Origin of the sequence: uncultured Ruminococcus sp. (assembly GCF_947301925.1) — a bacterium.
In the GTDB taxonomy this organism is placed as follows: domain Bacteria; phylum Bacillota; class Clostridia; order Oscillospirales; family Ruminococcaceae; genus Ruminococcus.
On sequence record NZ_CAMYUE010000002.1, the window covers coordinates 258,147 to 273,886 of the forward strand.

General features: G+C 48.0%; 18 protein-coding genes. 8 read left to right on the forward strand and 10 right to left on the reverse strand.

The features are described 5' to 3' along the window. Nucleotides 1-18: 18 nt before the first annotated feature. The 10 genes from Q0Y65_RS04565 to Q0Y65_RS04610 are packed head-to-tail and all read right to left on the reverse strand — an operon-like array spanning nt 19 to nt 9,195. A complete protein-coding gene (locus tag Q0Y65_RS04565; protein ID WP_297957684.1) occupies nt 19-1,167 on the reverse strand; it encodes an EpsG family protein in 1,149 nt (382 codons plus the stop codon). A 4-nt stretch (nt 1,168-1,171) separates the two neighbouring features. Next, complete coding sequence (locus Q0Y65_RS04570; RefSeq protein ID WP_297957687.1) at nt 1,172-2,038, reverse strand: glycosyltransferase; 867 nt, start codon at nt 2,036-2,038, stop codon at nt 1,172-1,174. A gap of 2 nt (nt 2,039-2,040) precedes the next feature. After that, nucleotides 2,041-3,267: a CDP-glycerol glycerophosphotransferase family protein gene (locus tag Q0Y65_RS04575; RefSeq protein ID WP_297957689.1), complete on the reverse strand. Its 1,227-nt coding sequence runs from the start codon at nt 3,265-3,267 to the stop codon at nt 2,041-2,043. A gap of 24 nt (nt 3,268-3,291) precedes the next feature. Beyond that, nucleotides 3,292-4,011, reverse strand: coding sequence for a 2-C-methyl-D-erythritol 4-phosphate cytidylyltransferase (locus tag Q0Y65_RS04580; protein ID WP_297957692.1), 720 nt, complete (start codon nt 4,009-4,011; stop codon nt 3,292-3,294). Between the two features lies 1 nt (nt 4,012). Next, nucleotides 4,013-4,918 (reverse strand): phosphorylcholine transferase LicD, encoded by a 906-nt coding sequence (locus Q0Y65_RS04585; RefSeq protein WP_297957695.1) that lies wholly within the window; start codon nt 4,916-4,918, stop codon nt 4,013-4,015. Between the two features lie 11 nt (nt 4,919-4,929). After that, nucleotides 4,930-5,892, reverse strand: a complete 963-nt coding sequence (locus tag Q0Y65_RS04590) for an ATP-grasp domain-containing protein (RefSeq protein WP_297957699.1) — start codon at nt 5,890-5,892, stop codon at nt 4,930-4,932. Beyond that, nucleotides 5,889-6,800, reverse strand: coding sequence for a 1-aminocyclopropane-1-carboxylate deaminase/D-cysteine desulfhydrase (locus Q0Y65_RS04595; protein ID WP_297957702.1), 912 nt, complete (start codon nt 6,798-6,800; stop codon nt 5,889-5,891). Before Q0Y65_RS04595 ends, Q0Y65_RS04590 begins: the two co-directional genes overlap by 4 nt. Next, nucleotides 6,793-7,302 carry a GNAT family N-acetyltransferase gene (locus tag Q0Y65_RS04600; RefSeq protein ID WP_297957705.1) on the reverse strand — a complete coding sequence of 170 codons (510 nt, stop codon included), beginning with the start codon at nt 7,300-7,302 and terminating at the stop codon, nt 6,793-6,795. Before Q0Y65_RS04600 ends, Q0Y65_RS04595 begins: the two co-directional genes overlap by 8 nt. Continuing rightward, the gene (locus Q0Y65_RS04605; protein WP_297957708.1) at nt 7,283-7,909 is read right to left on the reverse strand and encodes a sugar transferase; all 627 of its coding nucleotides are present in this window, start codon (nt 7,907-7,909) and stop codon (nt 7,283-7,285) included. The genes Q0Y65_RS04600 and Q0Y65_RS04605 overlap by 20 nt, the downstream gene beginning before the upstream one ends. Next, a complete protein-coding gene (locus Q0Y65_RS04610; protein ID WP_297957711.1) occupies nt 7,909-9,195 on the reverse strand; it encodes a DegT/DnrJ/EryC1/StrS aminotransferase family protein in 1,287 nt (428 codons plus the stop codon). Before Q0Y65_RS04610 ends, Q0Y65_RS04605 begins: the two co-directional genes overlap by 1 nt. 505 nt (nt 9,196-9,700) lie before the next feature. Here Q0Y65_RS04610 and Q0Y65_RS04615 point away from each other — a divergent pair. The 8 genes from Q0Y65_RS04615 to Q0Y65_RS04650 all read left to right on the forward strand — a co-directional run bounded on the left by Q0Y65_RS04615 (nt 9,701) and on the right by Q0Y65_RS04650 (nt 15,729). Further along, nucleotides 9,701-10,261: a DUF3592 domain-containing protein gene (locus Q0Y65_RS04615; protein ID WP_297957713.1), complete on the forward strand. Its 561-nt coding sequence runs from the start codon at nt 9,701-9,703 to the stop codon at nt 10,259-10,261. Nucleotides 10,262-10,394: 133 nt separating this feature from the next. Further along, entirely contained in the window at nt 10,395-10,790 is a 396-nt protein-coding gene (locus Q0Y65_RS04620) for a hypothetical protein (RefSeq protein WP_297957716.1), read from the forward strand. A gap of 18 nt (nt 10,791-10,808) precedes the next feature. Beyond that, nucleotides 10,809-11,069, forward strand: coding sequence for a PqqD family protein (locus Q0Y65_RS04625; protein ID WP_297957719.1), 261 nt, complete (start codon nt 10,809-10,811; stop codon nt 11,067-11,069). Further along, nucleotides 11,066-12,199, forward strand: coding sequence for a nucleotidyltransferase family protein (locus Q0Y65_RS04630; protein ID WP_297957721.1), 1,134 nt, complete (start codon nt 11,066-11,068; stop codon nt 12,197-12,199). Before Q0Y65_RS04625 ends, Q0Y65_RS04630 begins: the two co-directional genes overlap by 4 nt. Next, entirely contained in the window at nt 12,180-12,911 is a 732-nt protein-coding gene (locus tag Q0Y65_RS04635) for a hypothetical protein (RefSeq protein WP_297957723.1), read from the forward strand. The genes Q0Y65_RS04630 and Q0Y65_RS04635 overlap by 20 nt, the downstream gene beginning before the upstream one ends. Continuing rightward, nucleotides 12,908-13,345, forward strand: a complete 438-nt coding sequence (locus Q0Y65_RS04640) for a S24/S26 family peptidase (protein ID WP_297957724.1) — start codon at nt 12,908-12,910, stop codon at nt 13,343-13,345. Before Q0Y65_RS04635 ends, Q0Y65_RS04640 begins: the two co-directional genes overlap by 4 nt. Next, nucleotides 13,332-15,038: an ABC transporter ATP-binding protein gene (locus Q0Y65_RS04645; protein WP_297957726.1), complete on the forward strand. Its 1,707-nt coding sequence runs from the start codon at nt 13,332-13,334 to the stop codon at nt 15,036-15,038. Before Q0Y65_RS04640 ends, Q0Y65_RS04645 begins: the two co-directional genes overlap by 14 nt. A 148-nt stretch (nt 15,039-15,186) precedes the next feature. Next, nucleotides 15,187-15,729 (forward strand): stage V sporulation T C-terminal domain-containing protein, encoded by a 543-nt coding sequence (locus Q0Y65_RS04650; protein WP_297957728.1) that lies wholly within the window; start codon nt 15,187-15,189, stop codon nt 15,727-15,729. Nucleotides 15,730-15,740 lie beyond the last annotated feature (11 nt).

Below are 15,740 nucleotides of genomic sequence, written 5' to 3' on the forward strand. Positions count from 1 at the left end.
TATATACAGCACTTTGATTTACTTGATAAGCTTATTATTCTCGAATAATGGATAAAATGCTATATCAAGATAGCCGCCGCGAACATAAAAATAATACAATGTATGAACTATATAAAATCCATAGTACGAAAAATACGTTGCAGGTACTCTTTCTGGTTTTACCTTTTTCTGTTTAAGGAAATCCGCAAAAATACAATATGATAAAATCAAGGTTACACGGGCCAGTCTCTCATAATCCTTTACATAAAGCTCTAAGGATAAGAAACTGAGGCTCAGTAATGTAGTTTTGAATACCATCTCAACAAAATTCAGATATTCTTTGGACACAGTTCCGCTTTTTCGATAGCTATCCAACATAAAGTATTCAACTATAACTGTTCCTATCCTTACAACCACAAGGAAAAACAAACCTATAATAGTTCTTGTTCCATCAGACAAGAGCCATGAATTGATCTTGCTACGCGAAATAAAATGTGAAAGAAGACTTGCTACAAAAGGTATATGCAATGAGAAAAGCAAAACAAAAAGAACTGCAGTAATTATCATTATTTTTTGGGTATCAAAATACTTTGCAACAAAAAAAATCACAAAGAAAAACGCAGTTCGATGAAAGAGAATGCCAATAAAAATAAAGAAAAAAAACATCGCACTTCTGAAAGCGTCACTATGTAATATCTTCTGAAGTTTGTTTTTTCTTTTAAAAAAATATATTTTTTCTTTCTTGGGATCAAAAAAGAGGAAATAAATTCCTATCATTACAAATAATGTAGCTATATATGATCGATATTGACATACCATTATCCAATACGGATATAGAATCGACAAAGCTAAAACCAGATTTGGACGTTTAGAAAACAGATCCACAACGATTTTTAAAAGAACTGTACACACGGTAGCAATAAAGACCAGAAATTCACCATAATTCCAGCCTATAATACGCCGGCATAAATAGCATAAATAAACAAATCCTTCTTCGCTAACCGTTGTTCCCCAAAGATCTCCTGTACCGATTCTTTCATATATCCAATAGTAATTCATATAATCCGCATTCCATGTATTGAACGCGAACAATACCCACATATAAAGAAGAATAACAATATTTACAATTTTATTTTTCGGGAAAACGAACCCAAGAACTATAAGAGTTGCGGCTGCCGCATATAACATCGCATTACCTGCCCTTTTTTTTACGTTTATAATCTCTTACGCCTCTGATAAGAGCCCTGAGATTAGCTATCCTGTGCTTCTCAAGCAGGAGCTTCTTTGTCTCCCACTTGATAAGGAAGTTGTATTCTCCTCTCACATTGAGGAAATCCCTGTGCTTGTTTATGTAGTACAGGCCGTTTCTCACAAAGTAATAATTCCTGAAGGGAGAATGGTTATATGTTGTTGCAAAATTGCGAAGCTTCTTGATATGCAGGAGCTTTCCGAGGCCGTTGAAAAAGGAATTCACGCCCAGCTTGCCCAGCTCCTGAATAATACGGGTAGTATTTATCCTGTATATCTTGTAACCGGCTTTCCTCAGGCGGGTCTCGATATCATAGTCCACATAGTCTATGAACATCCACTCATCGTACTCTCCGACCTTGTTCCAGGCCTCCGTACTTATAAAGAAGCCTGCCGTGGGACACTTCTTCACTGTCTCCACCTTTTTGCTCAGGTCTCCGACAATGCCCTCGCCTCTCTTCTCGACAGCAGGGCAGAGCGCGCCTGCCTCCGGGAGCTTCAGGTACTTCTTGTACTCCTCCAGCAGGTTTTCGGCTACCATAGTATCCTGATCCAGAGAAAGAGTCCACTGTGAGCCGTTTTCCACAGCAGCTCTCATTCCTGCATTCAGAGCAGCAGCAATACCTTTATTCTCGCTGAACTCTATGAGCCTGTCACAGCCAGAACGCTCTCTTATCTCAGCTATACTATCCGAATTATTATCAACAATGACCACAAAAAAGCCCTGTCTCTGAAGCTCTCTGACGTTTCCGATGACTCGCTCAAGGTCCGGCTGATATGTAACGATCACAACAGCATATTCACTCTGCATAATTACTTCCTTGCGATTTTTTTGATCTCTTTGTAGACACGGTCACAGTTGCCGTTATCATGGTGCTTGAAAAACTCGTCTACTCTTTTTTTATACTTATTATCCATTACAAAGCCGTCTTTATACGACTTTTCAACGGCATTTATAAGCTTATCCTCGTCGAAGAAGACCTCACCGAAGCCGTCCTCATCATAAGAAAAGCTCTCTCCGGGGGCATACTGATACTTCTCGAAATCTTCCACATCGAACTGATAATACATAACGGGCTTGTACATATAGGCAAAATCGTACACCACGCTTGAATAATCTGTTATCAGCAGAGCTGAAGCTCTCAGCAGATCCTGAATTGAATAGCCGGAGGTGGTTCCCACCTTGATACGCGGAGAAGCAGGCTTTATGTATTTTGAATACTTCTGGGCGTACTCATGGAAATAGAATACAACGCTGAGGTCGTTCCTGTCAAGGAAGCTTATGAACCTTTCGCTGTTCACAAGGCCATTAAGGCACTTGTAATACCTCGAATCGAAGAACTTTTTCATGTTCTCCTTCTTCTGCTCATCAGTGGTGAGCAGTCTGTAGTCTATCCACTTTCTCCATGTAGGCATTATAAGGATCTGTTTTTTATTCAGTATATCATCGTTGAGAGTATCATGCCTCGGATATCCCGGACAACGCATGATACGGGGCGACTGACCGTTATCCTTGACTATGATGTCAGCGTCCTTCTCCGAGCAGGTGAACAGAAGCTGATAATTAGTCTCCTTGGCGTCAACAATGGAGGAATAACCTCTTGTAAATCCATGATTGAGGAAAACATACTTGAATCCTGTCAGCTTCCACTGGACAAGATCCTCGCATATCCTTCTGTAAGGAAAACCATAGCACTTGGTAGTGCCGATATAAACGTCCGCAGCCCAGAACAGCAGGAAATGCTTCCAGCCGCCAAAGGGTATGACGTTGCCGAACTGCTTTACAAGCTTATAATCAGCCGAATCGAATTCAATAGGATAGTAGACCTTCTGCTCCTTATGCTTTTCACGCATATACTTGAAGAACCAGTATCCGTTGTCTCTTGCGAGAGCTTCGTATTCCGATACGACCCACATCCTTGGAGAAGCCAGTTTCCACAGCTTTCCCGGGATAAAGGTCAGTCCGAGCTTTATTATGCCCTTCCAGTCATCAGCCTTCATCTTCTTCAGCTGAACTGACAGTTTGTTCACAGCAGACATTGAATGATCATCCCTTCGTCAGTATCAGAGTCCGAATATCTGAGAGTCCTCTCTCGCGTCAACTATCGCACGGAATATATAATAATCCGAAGGCGTAGTTATCTTGATATTCTCTATAGCGCCGGGCACGGTATATAGCTCGTGACCATAGTGGCGCATCATGCTTGCAGAATCTATAAACTGTATGTTTCCGTCCTTTTTTGACTTTTCATGAGCCTCGATTATATCCTTCAGCACGAAACACTGAGGAGCTCTTGCCATACAGCATCTTGATCTCTCAAAGATATCCGATATCTTTCCGTCTTCATCTGTAAGAGAAACAGTCTCGATGGCAGATGTCACGGTGATGGCATTTCCGTTCTTTTCAGCACACTCGATATCGGCAGTGATAGTAGCCTCGTCAACAAGAGGCCTTACGCCGTCATGTATGAGAACTATGCTGTCGTCGCCAAAAAGCTCGGCTGCCTTTGTGAGGCCGTTGTATATTGAGGCCTGTCCCGTATCTCCGCCTGCTATAACTGCCTTGACCTTTGTAAGGCGGAAGCGGTCAACCAGCTCACGGCAGTAGTCTATCCAGCTCTCAAGGATAACAAGAACGATGCCGTCGATATCCTTATGCTTCTGGAAATGCTCTATAGTATAGACAAGTATGGGCTTGCCGTGAAGCTCAAGGAACTGCTTGGGCTTGGTTTTGGAATTCATTCTCTGGCCGGTGCCGCCGGCAAAAATCACAGCTACATTCATATTACTTTTTCCTTCCATTAGCTCCCTTTTCGGGGAAATAATAGATTCCTCTGTATTTAGTATAGGGATTATCCATATCGATATAGACGATATCGTGCTTTGCAACACGCTCTGGAAGCGGAGGGCGCTTCATATAGTTTCCGAATATCATTGTAAGGTACTCGTCATAGCCTTTGGGCAGCGGCATTTTATAGCCTTCAAAGTCCATCCATACAACGGAATCGAACCATTCCTTGGGGAAATTTATGAAGGAGGTCTTTCCCCATAGTTCCTTGACGTACTTGCACTTGTCCCATGAATACTTTGCCTTCTGCTTCTGGGCAAATATCCAGATATCGTCCTTTATCCTCTTTGAAGGGATAAGAGTATATATGATCTTTGTGAGCACTCTCGCAGCCTTTCCGCGGTTATTGGGAAGGCGCTGATTATTAAACAGAGCGTAAACATATCCCCAGAAGATCTGATTGTACTGTAGTATCTTGCTGTCGGGTGCAGCGTCCATAGCGCCGAATTCAAGAGAAATACCATGACAAAGCTCATAATTCTGATTATAAGTACAAATGAAAGTGGTATTGGGATCTCTCAGTGAAGAAGCACAGTGATGATAATTCACCTTGCGGTCGGAGCGGCATAATACATAGCGATCCTTTGCGCCGTACTTCTTCCAGAGCTTATGGAACTTCTCATAATCCTCACGGGGCATCTGTACATCAACATCATCGTCCCACGGAACGAATCCGTGCTCTCTTACAGCACCAATGGCACCGCCGCCGATAAGCCAGAACCTGAGCTTGTACTTCTGGCAGAACTCCTTGAAGTACAGCAGCATCTCAAGCATTTTACGCTGCATTTTCTTCAGCGTCTCATCGTCGATCTCATATGGTTTAAAATACTGTTCAGTAGCCATCCTATTAACCCTCACATCTTAACAATTTTGATCTCGTTATACTTCATCATATAGATATCATCATCATAGCCGCCGATATTCTTTTCATTGGCAATGCCCTTCAGATTATTCAGGATCAGGCTCATATGGTCACAGCCGCTCTCGTAGGCATGAGGATAACCTCCGCCGAAGCGCGGATTGACCTCGCTGATGTAATACTCGCCTCCGATATCGAAGATATCTATGTCTATCTGACCGCTGTAGCCTGCTTCCTTGGCAAATCTCTCGATCAGAGCGAACAGCTTGTCGTCCTTGAAGCTTACAGCCTTATCGGTCTCGCCTGCACGCATTTTTATCTTCTTCTTAGTGAATATTGAAACGACCTCTCCTGAGATCATGTCTATGTATACGTCTGCGCCGATCTCCTGACCGTCAAGGAACTCCTGTATCATCAGGCCCTCCTCATGGTTCATCAGAAGCTCTACCGTTTCCTTATCATAGACCTTTGATATACTTATAGAGGCAGATCCTCTTGCAGGCTTTACAAAAACAGGGAAAGAGACCTGACCTGCGTCGACTGCTTCAAAGAATTTCTCCTTGTCTTCCCATGAACGGGCACATTTATACCCGTGAGCCTTGAGCCATTCATACATCTGCATTTTATCAAGCGACATCTCGCACAGCTCATAGGAACTACCTATCACTGTGACGCCGGCCTCACGGAACCTTTCGGAATTCTGTGCCAGCAGGCTCAGCTCGGGATCGATCAGGCTCAGGACGCCGCTGATATTCTCCTTGCGGCAGATATCCAGAATGATATCCATATAATCCGGATCTGTGATCGACGGTACTATATAATATTTATCCGCTTCATAGATCGCAGGGCCAAGCTTGCTGGCATCTGTCGCAACGATAGTTCCGATACCGTCAAAGGCCCTTCTGAAATACTGAACGACCTTGTTTCTTGTTCCTGCTGCTAAAATCAAAAAATTCATTCTTTCCTCCTCAGCAAATCAAAAAATAACGGTGTTCCGCCTGTATGGATAAACAAAACGTTCTTTCCGCTGATATTTTTCATATACTCCGTCATGCCGCGGAATGCCAGACCCGTATATGTGGGGTCGAGGGATATACCGTAGCGCTTCAGGATATCAGTTATCAGAGCCGTTACTTCAGGACTGCCTTTTCCGTAGCCTGTAACATATTCATCTATAAATACAGTTTTTTTCTGTATCTCATCTTCCGATACACGATCACCCAGATAGGATCTAAGGCTGTCGATGACAACGTCACGTCCTCTCGGGTTCTTGCGGGCGATGCTGATACCGATTATTTCACGCTCATCGCCGTTCAGCAGCTGACCTGCCACAAGGCCTGCGTGAGTCGTACCTGTTCCCGACGCAAAAAAAATATGATCAAAATGAACGCCCAGTTCCTGCTCCTGCTCCACGATCTCACGGTAGCACTGAACATATGCTTCAGTACCCGTATTGCCGTGACCGCCGCCCTCGATGAAAAACGGGCGATATCCGTCCTCACGGAGCCTTCTCAGCGTATCCTCGATCGTATCATGTACCTCACTGACAGGAACGGTTTTCATCTCTGCTCCGAACAGTTCCATCATATAGCTGTTGAAGGTAGGCTCGCTTGCCTCCTCGGGACTGATGATGCAGCATTTAAGACCGCGCCTACAGCATTCATTTGAAATAACACGGCAATGATTCGAGCTGCTGGATCCGTAGGTCACAACGCAGTTATAGTCGGAAGAATCGATCTCCCTGAAGAAAAGCTCCGCTTTTCTCGCCTTATTGCCTCCGAAAGAAAAAGGGATAAGATCCTCGCGCTTGATCCAGAGATGATTGCCGCTGTACTCACCCAGATCCTGAATGATCGTTTTATTCATAGTGCCATTCCTCTCTCAGACAGCCGTAAACATAACGGTCAGCAAGCTTGCCGTGAGATAGGATATCCTGTCTTACAAGCCCCTCCTTCACAAAGCCTATCTTCTCGAAAAGGCCCTGTGCAGCCGTATTATCGGCTTCGGTATAGAGGTATATACGGTTGAGGCCAAGCACTTCAAAACCGTATTTCAAAAGAAGCAGACTTGCCTTCTTGGCAATTCCCTTTCCCTTATACGCTACCTCGCCCATGGCGATGTAGTATTCTGCCTTGCTGTTCTTTCTGTCAATGCTTAGCAGCCCTATGGTGCCCACAGGTACGCCGTCAGCAAGTATAGTTGCGTCATAGCGTGACTCATCGCCGATATGACTGTCGAACCATTTCTCCGTGCCCTCAACGCTGATAGGGATATCATAGTGAAGGAAACGGTTATTCTCCGAGCAGTTGATCCATTCAACCTTTTTAGGGATATCCTCCCTCTCAAACTTACGGATTTCTACTGTCACGTCTTGCCACATCCAATCTTCCTGCCTTGATCTCGCTTCCCACGAGGATATCCGATCTCTTAACGACCTTGAGAACAGTCATCATGATCACCTTGATATCCATTGCAAGCGAAATATTATCAACATATTCGATATCGTATCTGAATCTTTCTTCCCAGCTGCCTATGGCATTTCTGCCGTTGACCTGAGCCCATCCGGTCAGTCCGGGTCTTACCAGATGGCGGCGTCTCTCGTTCTTTTTATAATACGGGAGATATTCCACCAGCAGCGGTCTGGGGCCCACTATGGACATATCGCCGCTGAGGATATTGAAGAGCTCGGGGAGCTCGTCCAGGCTGGTGCTCCTGAGCCATCTTCCGTAGGCAGTGATCCTTTTATCATCGGGAAGCAGCTTACCGTGCTTGTCCTTCTTGTTGTTCATAGTCCTGAACTTGACAAGCTTGAATATCTTCTCGCGTTTTCCGGGGCGTTCCTGTGTGAAGAAGGGATTTCCGCCCATAGCAACAGCTCCGACAACAGTCAGGACAATAAGTATGGGTGAAAGGACAATTATCGCTCCCAGTGAAAGAACGAAGTCGAACACTCTCTTGAAACACTTAGCATACATTATTCAAAACAACTCCTGATAAGTTCTATTATGATATCCTGCTGTTCGGGTGTCATCTTGTTATCGCTGGGGAGACACAGGCCCCTTTCAAATATATCAGCACCCACATCAGCTGCCTCGCCCAGATCAATGTAAGCGTTGGACTGGCCTCTGCCGTTTCCGTTTGCGGTAACGAAGCTGTTCATGCGGTAAACGGGCTGCATATGCATAGGCTTCCATATGGGACGTCCCTCGGCATTGAAGGAAGCCAGGGTTTCCAGTATCTCGGTAGGGCAGCTCTTTCCCTTTTCGGGGATATAGAGAGCCTTATCGTCGCTGCGAACCTGTCTGCACATTGCGTCCTTATCTACGAGAAGGCAGCTGAGCCAGAAATTAGGCGAGCTGTTCTTTTCGTCAAAGGGGTTCATGGATACGGGAAGTCCTTTGAGGCCTTCCTTATAGCGCTCGTATATAGCCTTTTTCTGAGCGATATGCTCGTCCAGATAGTTCATCTGTCCGCGGATTATGCCTGCGATGATATTGGACATACGGTAATTGTAGCCGATCTCCTCATGCTGATACCAGGGTGCAGCCTCTCTGGACTGAGTGGACCATTTGCGCACCTTATCGGCGTCTTCCTTGCTGTCGGTAAGGAACATACCGCCTGACGAACCTGTGATTATCTTGTTTCCGTTGAAGCTGATGGCGCTGTAATCGCCGAAGCAGCCTGTTTCTCTGCCCTTATATGTAGCTCCGAAGGATTCGGCGGCGTCCTCGACTATGAGTGCGCCGTGCTTATCGCATACAGCGCGGATCTCGTCGATCTTTGCGGGAACACCGTAGAGATGAACGAGTATCACCAGCTTTACATCGGGATAGAGCTCAAAAGCCTTTTCCAGAGCCTCGGGGCTCATATTCCATGTATCTCTCTCCGTATCAATAAAAACGGCCTCACCGTCCTCATAGGCAACGGGATTGATCGTAGCGTCAAAGGTCATGTCCGCACAGAAAACCTTGTGTCCCTGGAGGGTGCCGCAGTTGGGTCTGGGCTGTCCGTAGAGCTTTTCGCCCGCAAGCTTTGTAGCGAGGTGGAGAGACGCCGTTCCGCATGAAAGAGCAACAGCATACTTTACGCCTGCATACTCGGCAGCAAGCTTTTCGGCTTCATTGACATTGTCACCCGCCGTGGTGATCCAGTTCTTCTCGAATGCGTCATTGACCCACTTCTGCTCGTCACCGTGCATAGTAGGAGATGAAAGCCATACTTTTTCCTTGAAAGGGATAATATTGCTTTTGTTTACAAACATCGGATTACCTTCTTAAATAATATTTTATGTCAGTCCCGCGAAGCAGAGCCTTCTGAAGGACATGACTATCAACCATCTATTTAACTATATAATTTTACTTATAGTTATACAGTCACAAATATATTATACTATCTATCCGCCGAAAAATCAATACCCAAAATGTGGAGCATATGGTTTTTTGGAAAAATTCGTCAAAATAGACAAGTATTGAAATGATACATTATAAATGGAGTGTTTTATGCTGCCGGAGCCTGTTTGCAGAGGAACAAAAGTATACATAATGTATAATCCGTTATTTCATTACAGCCTCTTTCGGTCATCACAGCTGCGGAGAGCAGTTCCTGCCGGCGGACTTAACTGCCGCAGACGAGGTGCGTCCCGTGAAAACACCGCAGTCTTAAACAGAAAAAATTTACAATTTGTCCATATATTGTCTCCGCAAAATATTATAATATAATTATAGCGGGCAAAACCGCCATTACATTCACAGGGGGGGAGATCATCCATGACAGTATGGCCTGTATTTTTAACTGCGGGAGCGTTAGTGCTCTTTCTCGGAATAGGTTTTATAGTCCTTTTCAACTATCTATATATTCAAAAGCCCAGGTACAGGAGCGAACACTATACAGCCACCGTCACAGGCACGGTTAAGGGGAGATCCAACTTCATCAGCAACGATATCTTCGTACCGCTGGTAGAATATGAGGTGAACGGCCAGACCTACAAGGTGGCAGGTCCCCGATTCGCAGGCATCGTAAGCAAATCCATCGACATTGCAGGCATGGAAATAGCCAAAGAAAAGAGCAACATACCTCTCACAGGTGAGCTTCCGCTGGTAGTGCATACCTCGAGCGGCATATCGGCTGCACAGGCTGCAATGGACGAGAGATACCCCACAGGCAAGCAGGTCACCGTATACTACGATCCTGACTGCCCGAAGAACGCTTTCGTTGAGCGCGACGCTCCCGTTTCCAGGTCCCTGACCTCTGTTCTTATCGGCATATCTGCTGCGATAGCGGTCCTCGGCATAGTTTTTATAGTAATAGCTCTTATCAGCGCGATCTGATGTATCCGCTGAAGCTAAAAACGTGAATATAAAGCTTACAAATGGCAGTCCGTTCAAGGGCTGCCATTTTTCTGTTGTTTTTTCGTAAGGAATGTGATATAATATTTTTATATGAACTTTAAAGGAGATCATCATGAAAAGAATAATACCGATATTTTTTGCCGCAGCTCTTATTCTTGCAGGCTGTAAGGACGACAAGGCCACAGGTTCGGGAAGCAGCTCTGCCCCCGTGACCACCACAGCCGCACAGACAACTGCGGATAATACCCAAGCAGCTGCCACCACCACAGCAGCCGAAGCAGTCACCACCACAGCATCGGCAGCAACGACTTCAACTGCGGAGGCCTCTGCCGACGCAGGCACCACAGCCGCAACAGCAGCAGCCACCACTTCAGCCACGGCTGATGACGGCGGGATCATACCTCCCGAGGCAAACGAAGCTCCTGCGGAAAGAGAGCTGGAATATCCCGCAACCGACCCCAACGACGAGGACGCTCCCATAGAGCTGCCGCTGATACCCATAACCTGATAGAAAGAGAGTGTAATCATGAGACTTGATCCAAGATTTCTCACCCACGAATCCAAGGGCGAGCACATAACCGTATCCACCAGCGGTACGTCCTTCAGCGGTCTTATCCGCAGCAACTCCACCGCAGCCTTCATCATCGAGTGCCTGAAGACCGACACCACAGAGGCTGCCATCGTTGACAAGCTGCTGGAGAAATACGACGTTGACCGCGCCGTTGTCGAAAAGGACACCACGGCAGTAATAGCCAAGCTCCGCTCCATAGGAGCCATAGAAGAATGAACGCCGAGCGCAGGGATCTGATATACCTGCTCTCCTGTGCCGTTAATTCCATTGTTCCCGACAAAGAAAGAGTCGAGGCCATGGATCTCGGCAAGCTCTATGAGCTCTGCAAGCTGCACACTCTCAGGGGAACGGTGTTCACCGCACTGAACAGCGCAGGGATACAGCATGAAGGCTTCTCCGCTGCCTATAACAATGCGGTGAGAAAGAACATTATCCTCGATTCGGAGCGCGGAGCCATAACCGCCGAAATGGAAAAACAGGGCATATGGTATCTGCCACTGAAGGGCGCCGTGCTGAAGGAGCTCTACCCCAAAACCGGTATGCGTGAGATGTCCGACAACGACATACTCTACGACTCATCAAGGCAGAACGACCTCAAGGAGATAATGCTTGCAAGAGGATATACCGCCGAGAGCGTGGGCAAGAGCTACACCGACGAATACAAGAAGCCTCCCGTGCTCAACATGGAGATGCACACCTCTCTGTTCGTGTACGGACAGAATGAAAAACTTTTCCGTTACTATGAGGACATGAGCCGTCTCATGAAGCCCGACGAGGACAGCAGATACGGCCGTCATTTCTCCGACGAGGACTTCTACGTCTATATGACCGCTCACGAATACCGCCATCACAACGGCGGCGGCACGGGTATACGCTCGCTGGTGGACTGCTATGTCTTTATGAAGGCCATGGAAGGAAAGCTGGACAGAGGCTATATCGAGGAGCAGCTGAAGCAGCTGGGCATTGCCGATTACGAAAAGCAGCGCCTCGAACTCTCCATGAAGCTGTTCTCCTCAGCGGAGGAGCCCGTCCTCACCGGGGACGAGGAGGCAGAGCTGGAAAAATACCTTGTATTCGGCACATACGGCACCGTTGAAAACGTTGGCACCAACAGCGTCAGGAAGTACATCGAGAAGTCGGGAAGGGGCTCAAAGGCAGGCTTCATAAGAGCAAGACTGTTCCCCGACCTTGAATTCATGAAGCATCACTATCCCTTTTTCTACAAAACGAAGGTACTGCTCCCTGTGGCATACGTCTGGCGCTGGATAAAGGGAATATTCACAAGGCCCGAAAAACTCAGGGCAGAGATGAAGGCACTGAAGAAATATGATAACAAGAAACTATAAGATAGCGGACAGAGTGGTGAAGATAAGCTCTGTGTACGACGATGTCCACACATACTGCCGGGACTATGCCACCGACGAGCCCGCCGACTATTCCGTTGTGACCTCTCAGGAGGACATTGAATTTGAGCGCATGAAGTCGCGCAGGGAAGAAGAGCTGGAGGGCATACCAGTCCACAGCTTCTCAGACGGCTATCTGGAGGAGCTTGCGGTATACCGCCGCATAGCCAAAGAGATGATAGACCATGACACTATCCTCTTTCACGGCTCGGTCATAGCCGTTGACGGAGAGGGCTTCCTGTTCACCGCAAAGTCGGGCACAGGCAAATCCACCCACACAAGGCTTTGGCGTGAATACTTCGGCGAACGCGCAGTAATGGTCAACGACGACAAGCCCCTTTTAAAAATCGGAGAATGCGGCGTCACCGCCTACGGTACTCCCTACAGCGGCAAGCACCGTCTCGGGGCAAATATCTCCGTTCCGCTGAAGGCCATCTGCATACTCACAAGGGCGGAACAGAACCATATTGAGCGGATATCCCGCGAGGAGGCCTACCCTATGCTCTTACAGCAGGTCTACCGTCCCGCGGATATGCTGAAAATGAGCAGTACCCTTTCTCTGGTGGACAGACTGGCCGACAACGTCAGGCTGTACCGTCTGGGCTGCAACATGGATATAGAGGCGGCAAAGGTCGCCTATGAGGGCATGAGATGACCACTTTTGAAGAAATACTGGAGCGGGACGGCAGGCTGGTCTATACCAATGTGGGAGACAGTATGCGTCCGCTCATACGACAGGACAGGGACCTTCTCATCATAGAGAAGCCGAACGGCAGGCTGAAGAAGTACGACGTTCCGCTGTACAGACGCGACAGCGGCCAGTATGTGCTACACAGGATACTGAAGGTGCGCAGCGAGGACTATGTCATATGCGGAGACAACCGCACAAATAAGGAATACGGCATCACAGACCGCCATATCATCGGCGTGCTGACGGCAGTCGTGCGCGGCGGCAGGGAGATCCCCGTCACAGACAGGAAATACAGACTGTACGTCCATATGTGGTGCGACTTCTTCCCCATACGCGCTTTCATACTGAAAGCAAAAAAACTCCCGAAATGGCTGAAAAGGAAATATGGAAAGAAATAATGCGATAAAATGGCTCTACGCCGTTCCCGGCAGAAACAAGCTGTATATCCTTGCGCTGACAGTGATACAGGCTCTTTTCGGAAGCAGCGGCGTGCTGTACGCGCTGCTGCTGCGCAATATCGTGAACTGCGCCACCGATCACGACCGCAGCGGCTTCCGGTACAACGTTTTGCTTGCGCTGCTGCTGGTGCTGGGACAGGTGGCTCTCCGTGCAGTCATGCGCTGGCTGAACGAGCTTTCAAAGTCCACCTTCGAGAACCTGTTCAAGGAAAGGCTCATGAAGAATATCCTCCGCAAGGATTTTGCCAGCGTCAACGCCGTACACTCGGGAGAATGGCTGAACCGCCTCACCAACGACACGGTGGTGGTCTCCGACAGCTATGCGGAGATAATCCCGGGACTTGTGGGCATGATAGTCAAGATGATAAGCGCAGTGGCTATGATGATAGTGCTGGACTGGCGCTTCGCCTGTGTGCTTCTCCCCTGCGGCATCGTGCTGATACTGTTCACATATGCCTTCCGACGGGTGCTGAAAAAGCTCCACAAGAACGTGCAGGAGCGTGACGGAAAGCTCCGCATATTCCTTCAGGAACGCATTGGCAGCATGATGATGATACGCTCATTTGCCGCCGAGGAGCAGACCTCTGCGGAGAGCGCCGAGAAGATGGCCGAGCACAAGACCGCACGAATGAAGAAGAACCGCTTCTCCAACGTGTGCAATATAGGATTCGGCCTGGCTATGAACGGTATGTACCTCTTCGGCGCCTGCTACTGCGGCTACGGCATTCTCATCGGCACCATAAGCTACGGTACTCTTACCGCTATAACACAGCTTATCTCACAGATACAGACTCCCTTTGCAAATATAACGGGATATCTTCCCAAATTTTACGCCATGACCGCCAGCGCAGAGCGCCTTATGGAGATCGAGAGCTTCGAGGACGAGAGCAGCGCTGCTCCCCTTGAGATAGACGCGGTCAGGAGCTATTACGGCAGCAACTTCGCCTCCTTCGGGCTTAAAAACGCCGACTTCACCTACTATCCCGCAGTGGACAGCATAAAGAAGCTCTCAAAGGATGATATGCCCGTAGTTCTCCACGATATAAGCATGGAGATAAAAAAGGGCGAGTATGTGGCCTTTACGGGACACAGCGGCTGCGGTAAATCCACTGTGCTGAAGCTCCTTATGAGCATTTACCGCCTTGACGGCGGACAGCGCTTTCTCAGGGACAGGGACGGCACGGAACGGACCCTTTCCGCGGAATGGCACAGGCTCTTCGCCTATGTGCCCCAGGGAAATCAGCTCATGAGCGGCACTATCCGCGAGGTCATCGCCTTTGCGGACAGATCCGACAGCGGCAACGATGAACGTATAGCAAACGCCCTAAAAATAGCCTGCGCCGGGGATTTTGTGGCAGCTCTTGAGGAGGGCGCGGACACCCTTCTCGGCGAGCGCGGAACAGGCCTCTCGGAGGGACAGATGCAGAGGATCGCCATTGCCAGAGCCATATTCTCGGAGAGCCCCGTGCTTCTTCTGGACGAAGCCACATCCGCTCTGGACGAGCGCACGGAAAGGCAGCTGCTGGAAAATCTGCGGAATATGACCGACAAGACAGTTGTCATAGTGACACATCGTCCTGCTGCTCTGGAGATATGCGACAGGGTGATCGACTTCACCGAAATGATGAAATGACGTCAGATCCTCATGAATATCAACCATAGCGGAGACCTCCTGCACGGAGGTCTCCGTTTTTTGATGCTTTTATCACAAAAAATGTATAATCCCACTTTTTTCTGCGTAAACTATTCCCACAAAGCATTTATCAAACGGAGGGAATATAATGAAAGCAACAGGAATAGTAAGACGTATAGACGACCTCGGACGCGTGGTGATACCTAAGGAGATCCGCCGCACCATGCGCATACGGGAGGGCGATCCGCTGGAAATATATACCAACAGCGAGGGCGAGGTAATATTCAAGAAGTACTCCGCCGTCAGCGAGATGAGCCAGAATGCAGTCTATGTGGCGGATATCATGCACAAGATAGCAGGCTGTCCCGTGCTGATAACCGACAAGGATCACATTGTGGCCTCTGCGGGAGTGCCCCGCCGCGAATTTGCCGAGCGCCGCGTAACAGGTCAGCTGGAGGAGCTCATGGAGAGCCGCGGCCAGTTCTTCTGTCCCGACGGAAAGACCAACAGCTTCTTCCCTGCTGAGGGAGTGGACAGAACAGCCATAGCTGCCCTTCCAATAATAACCGCAGGTGACGTTTCGGGAGCCGTGGCCTTCCTGACCAGTGAAAAATGCCATGAGGTAACCGACCTCCAGAAAAGTCTCATAAACGCCGCCGCACAGTTCCTTGCGCGGCAGATAGAAGGATAAAAAAAGGAGTA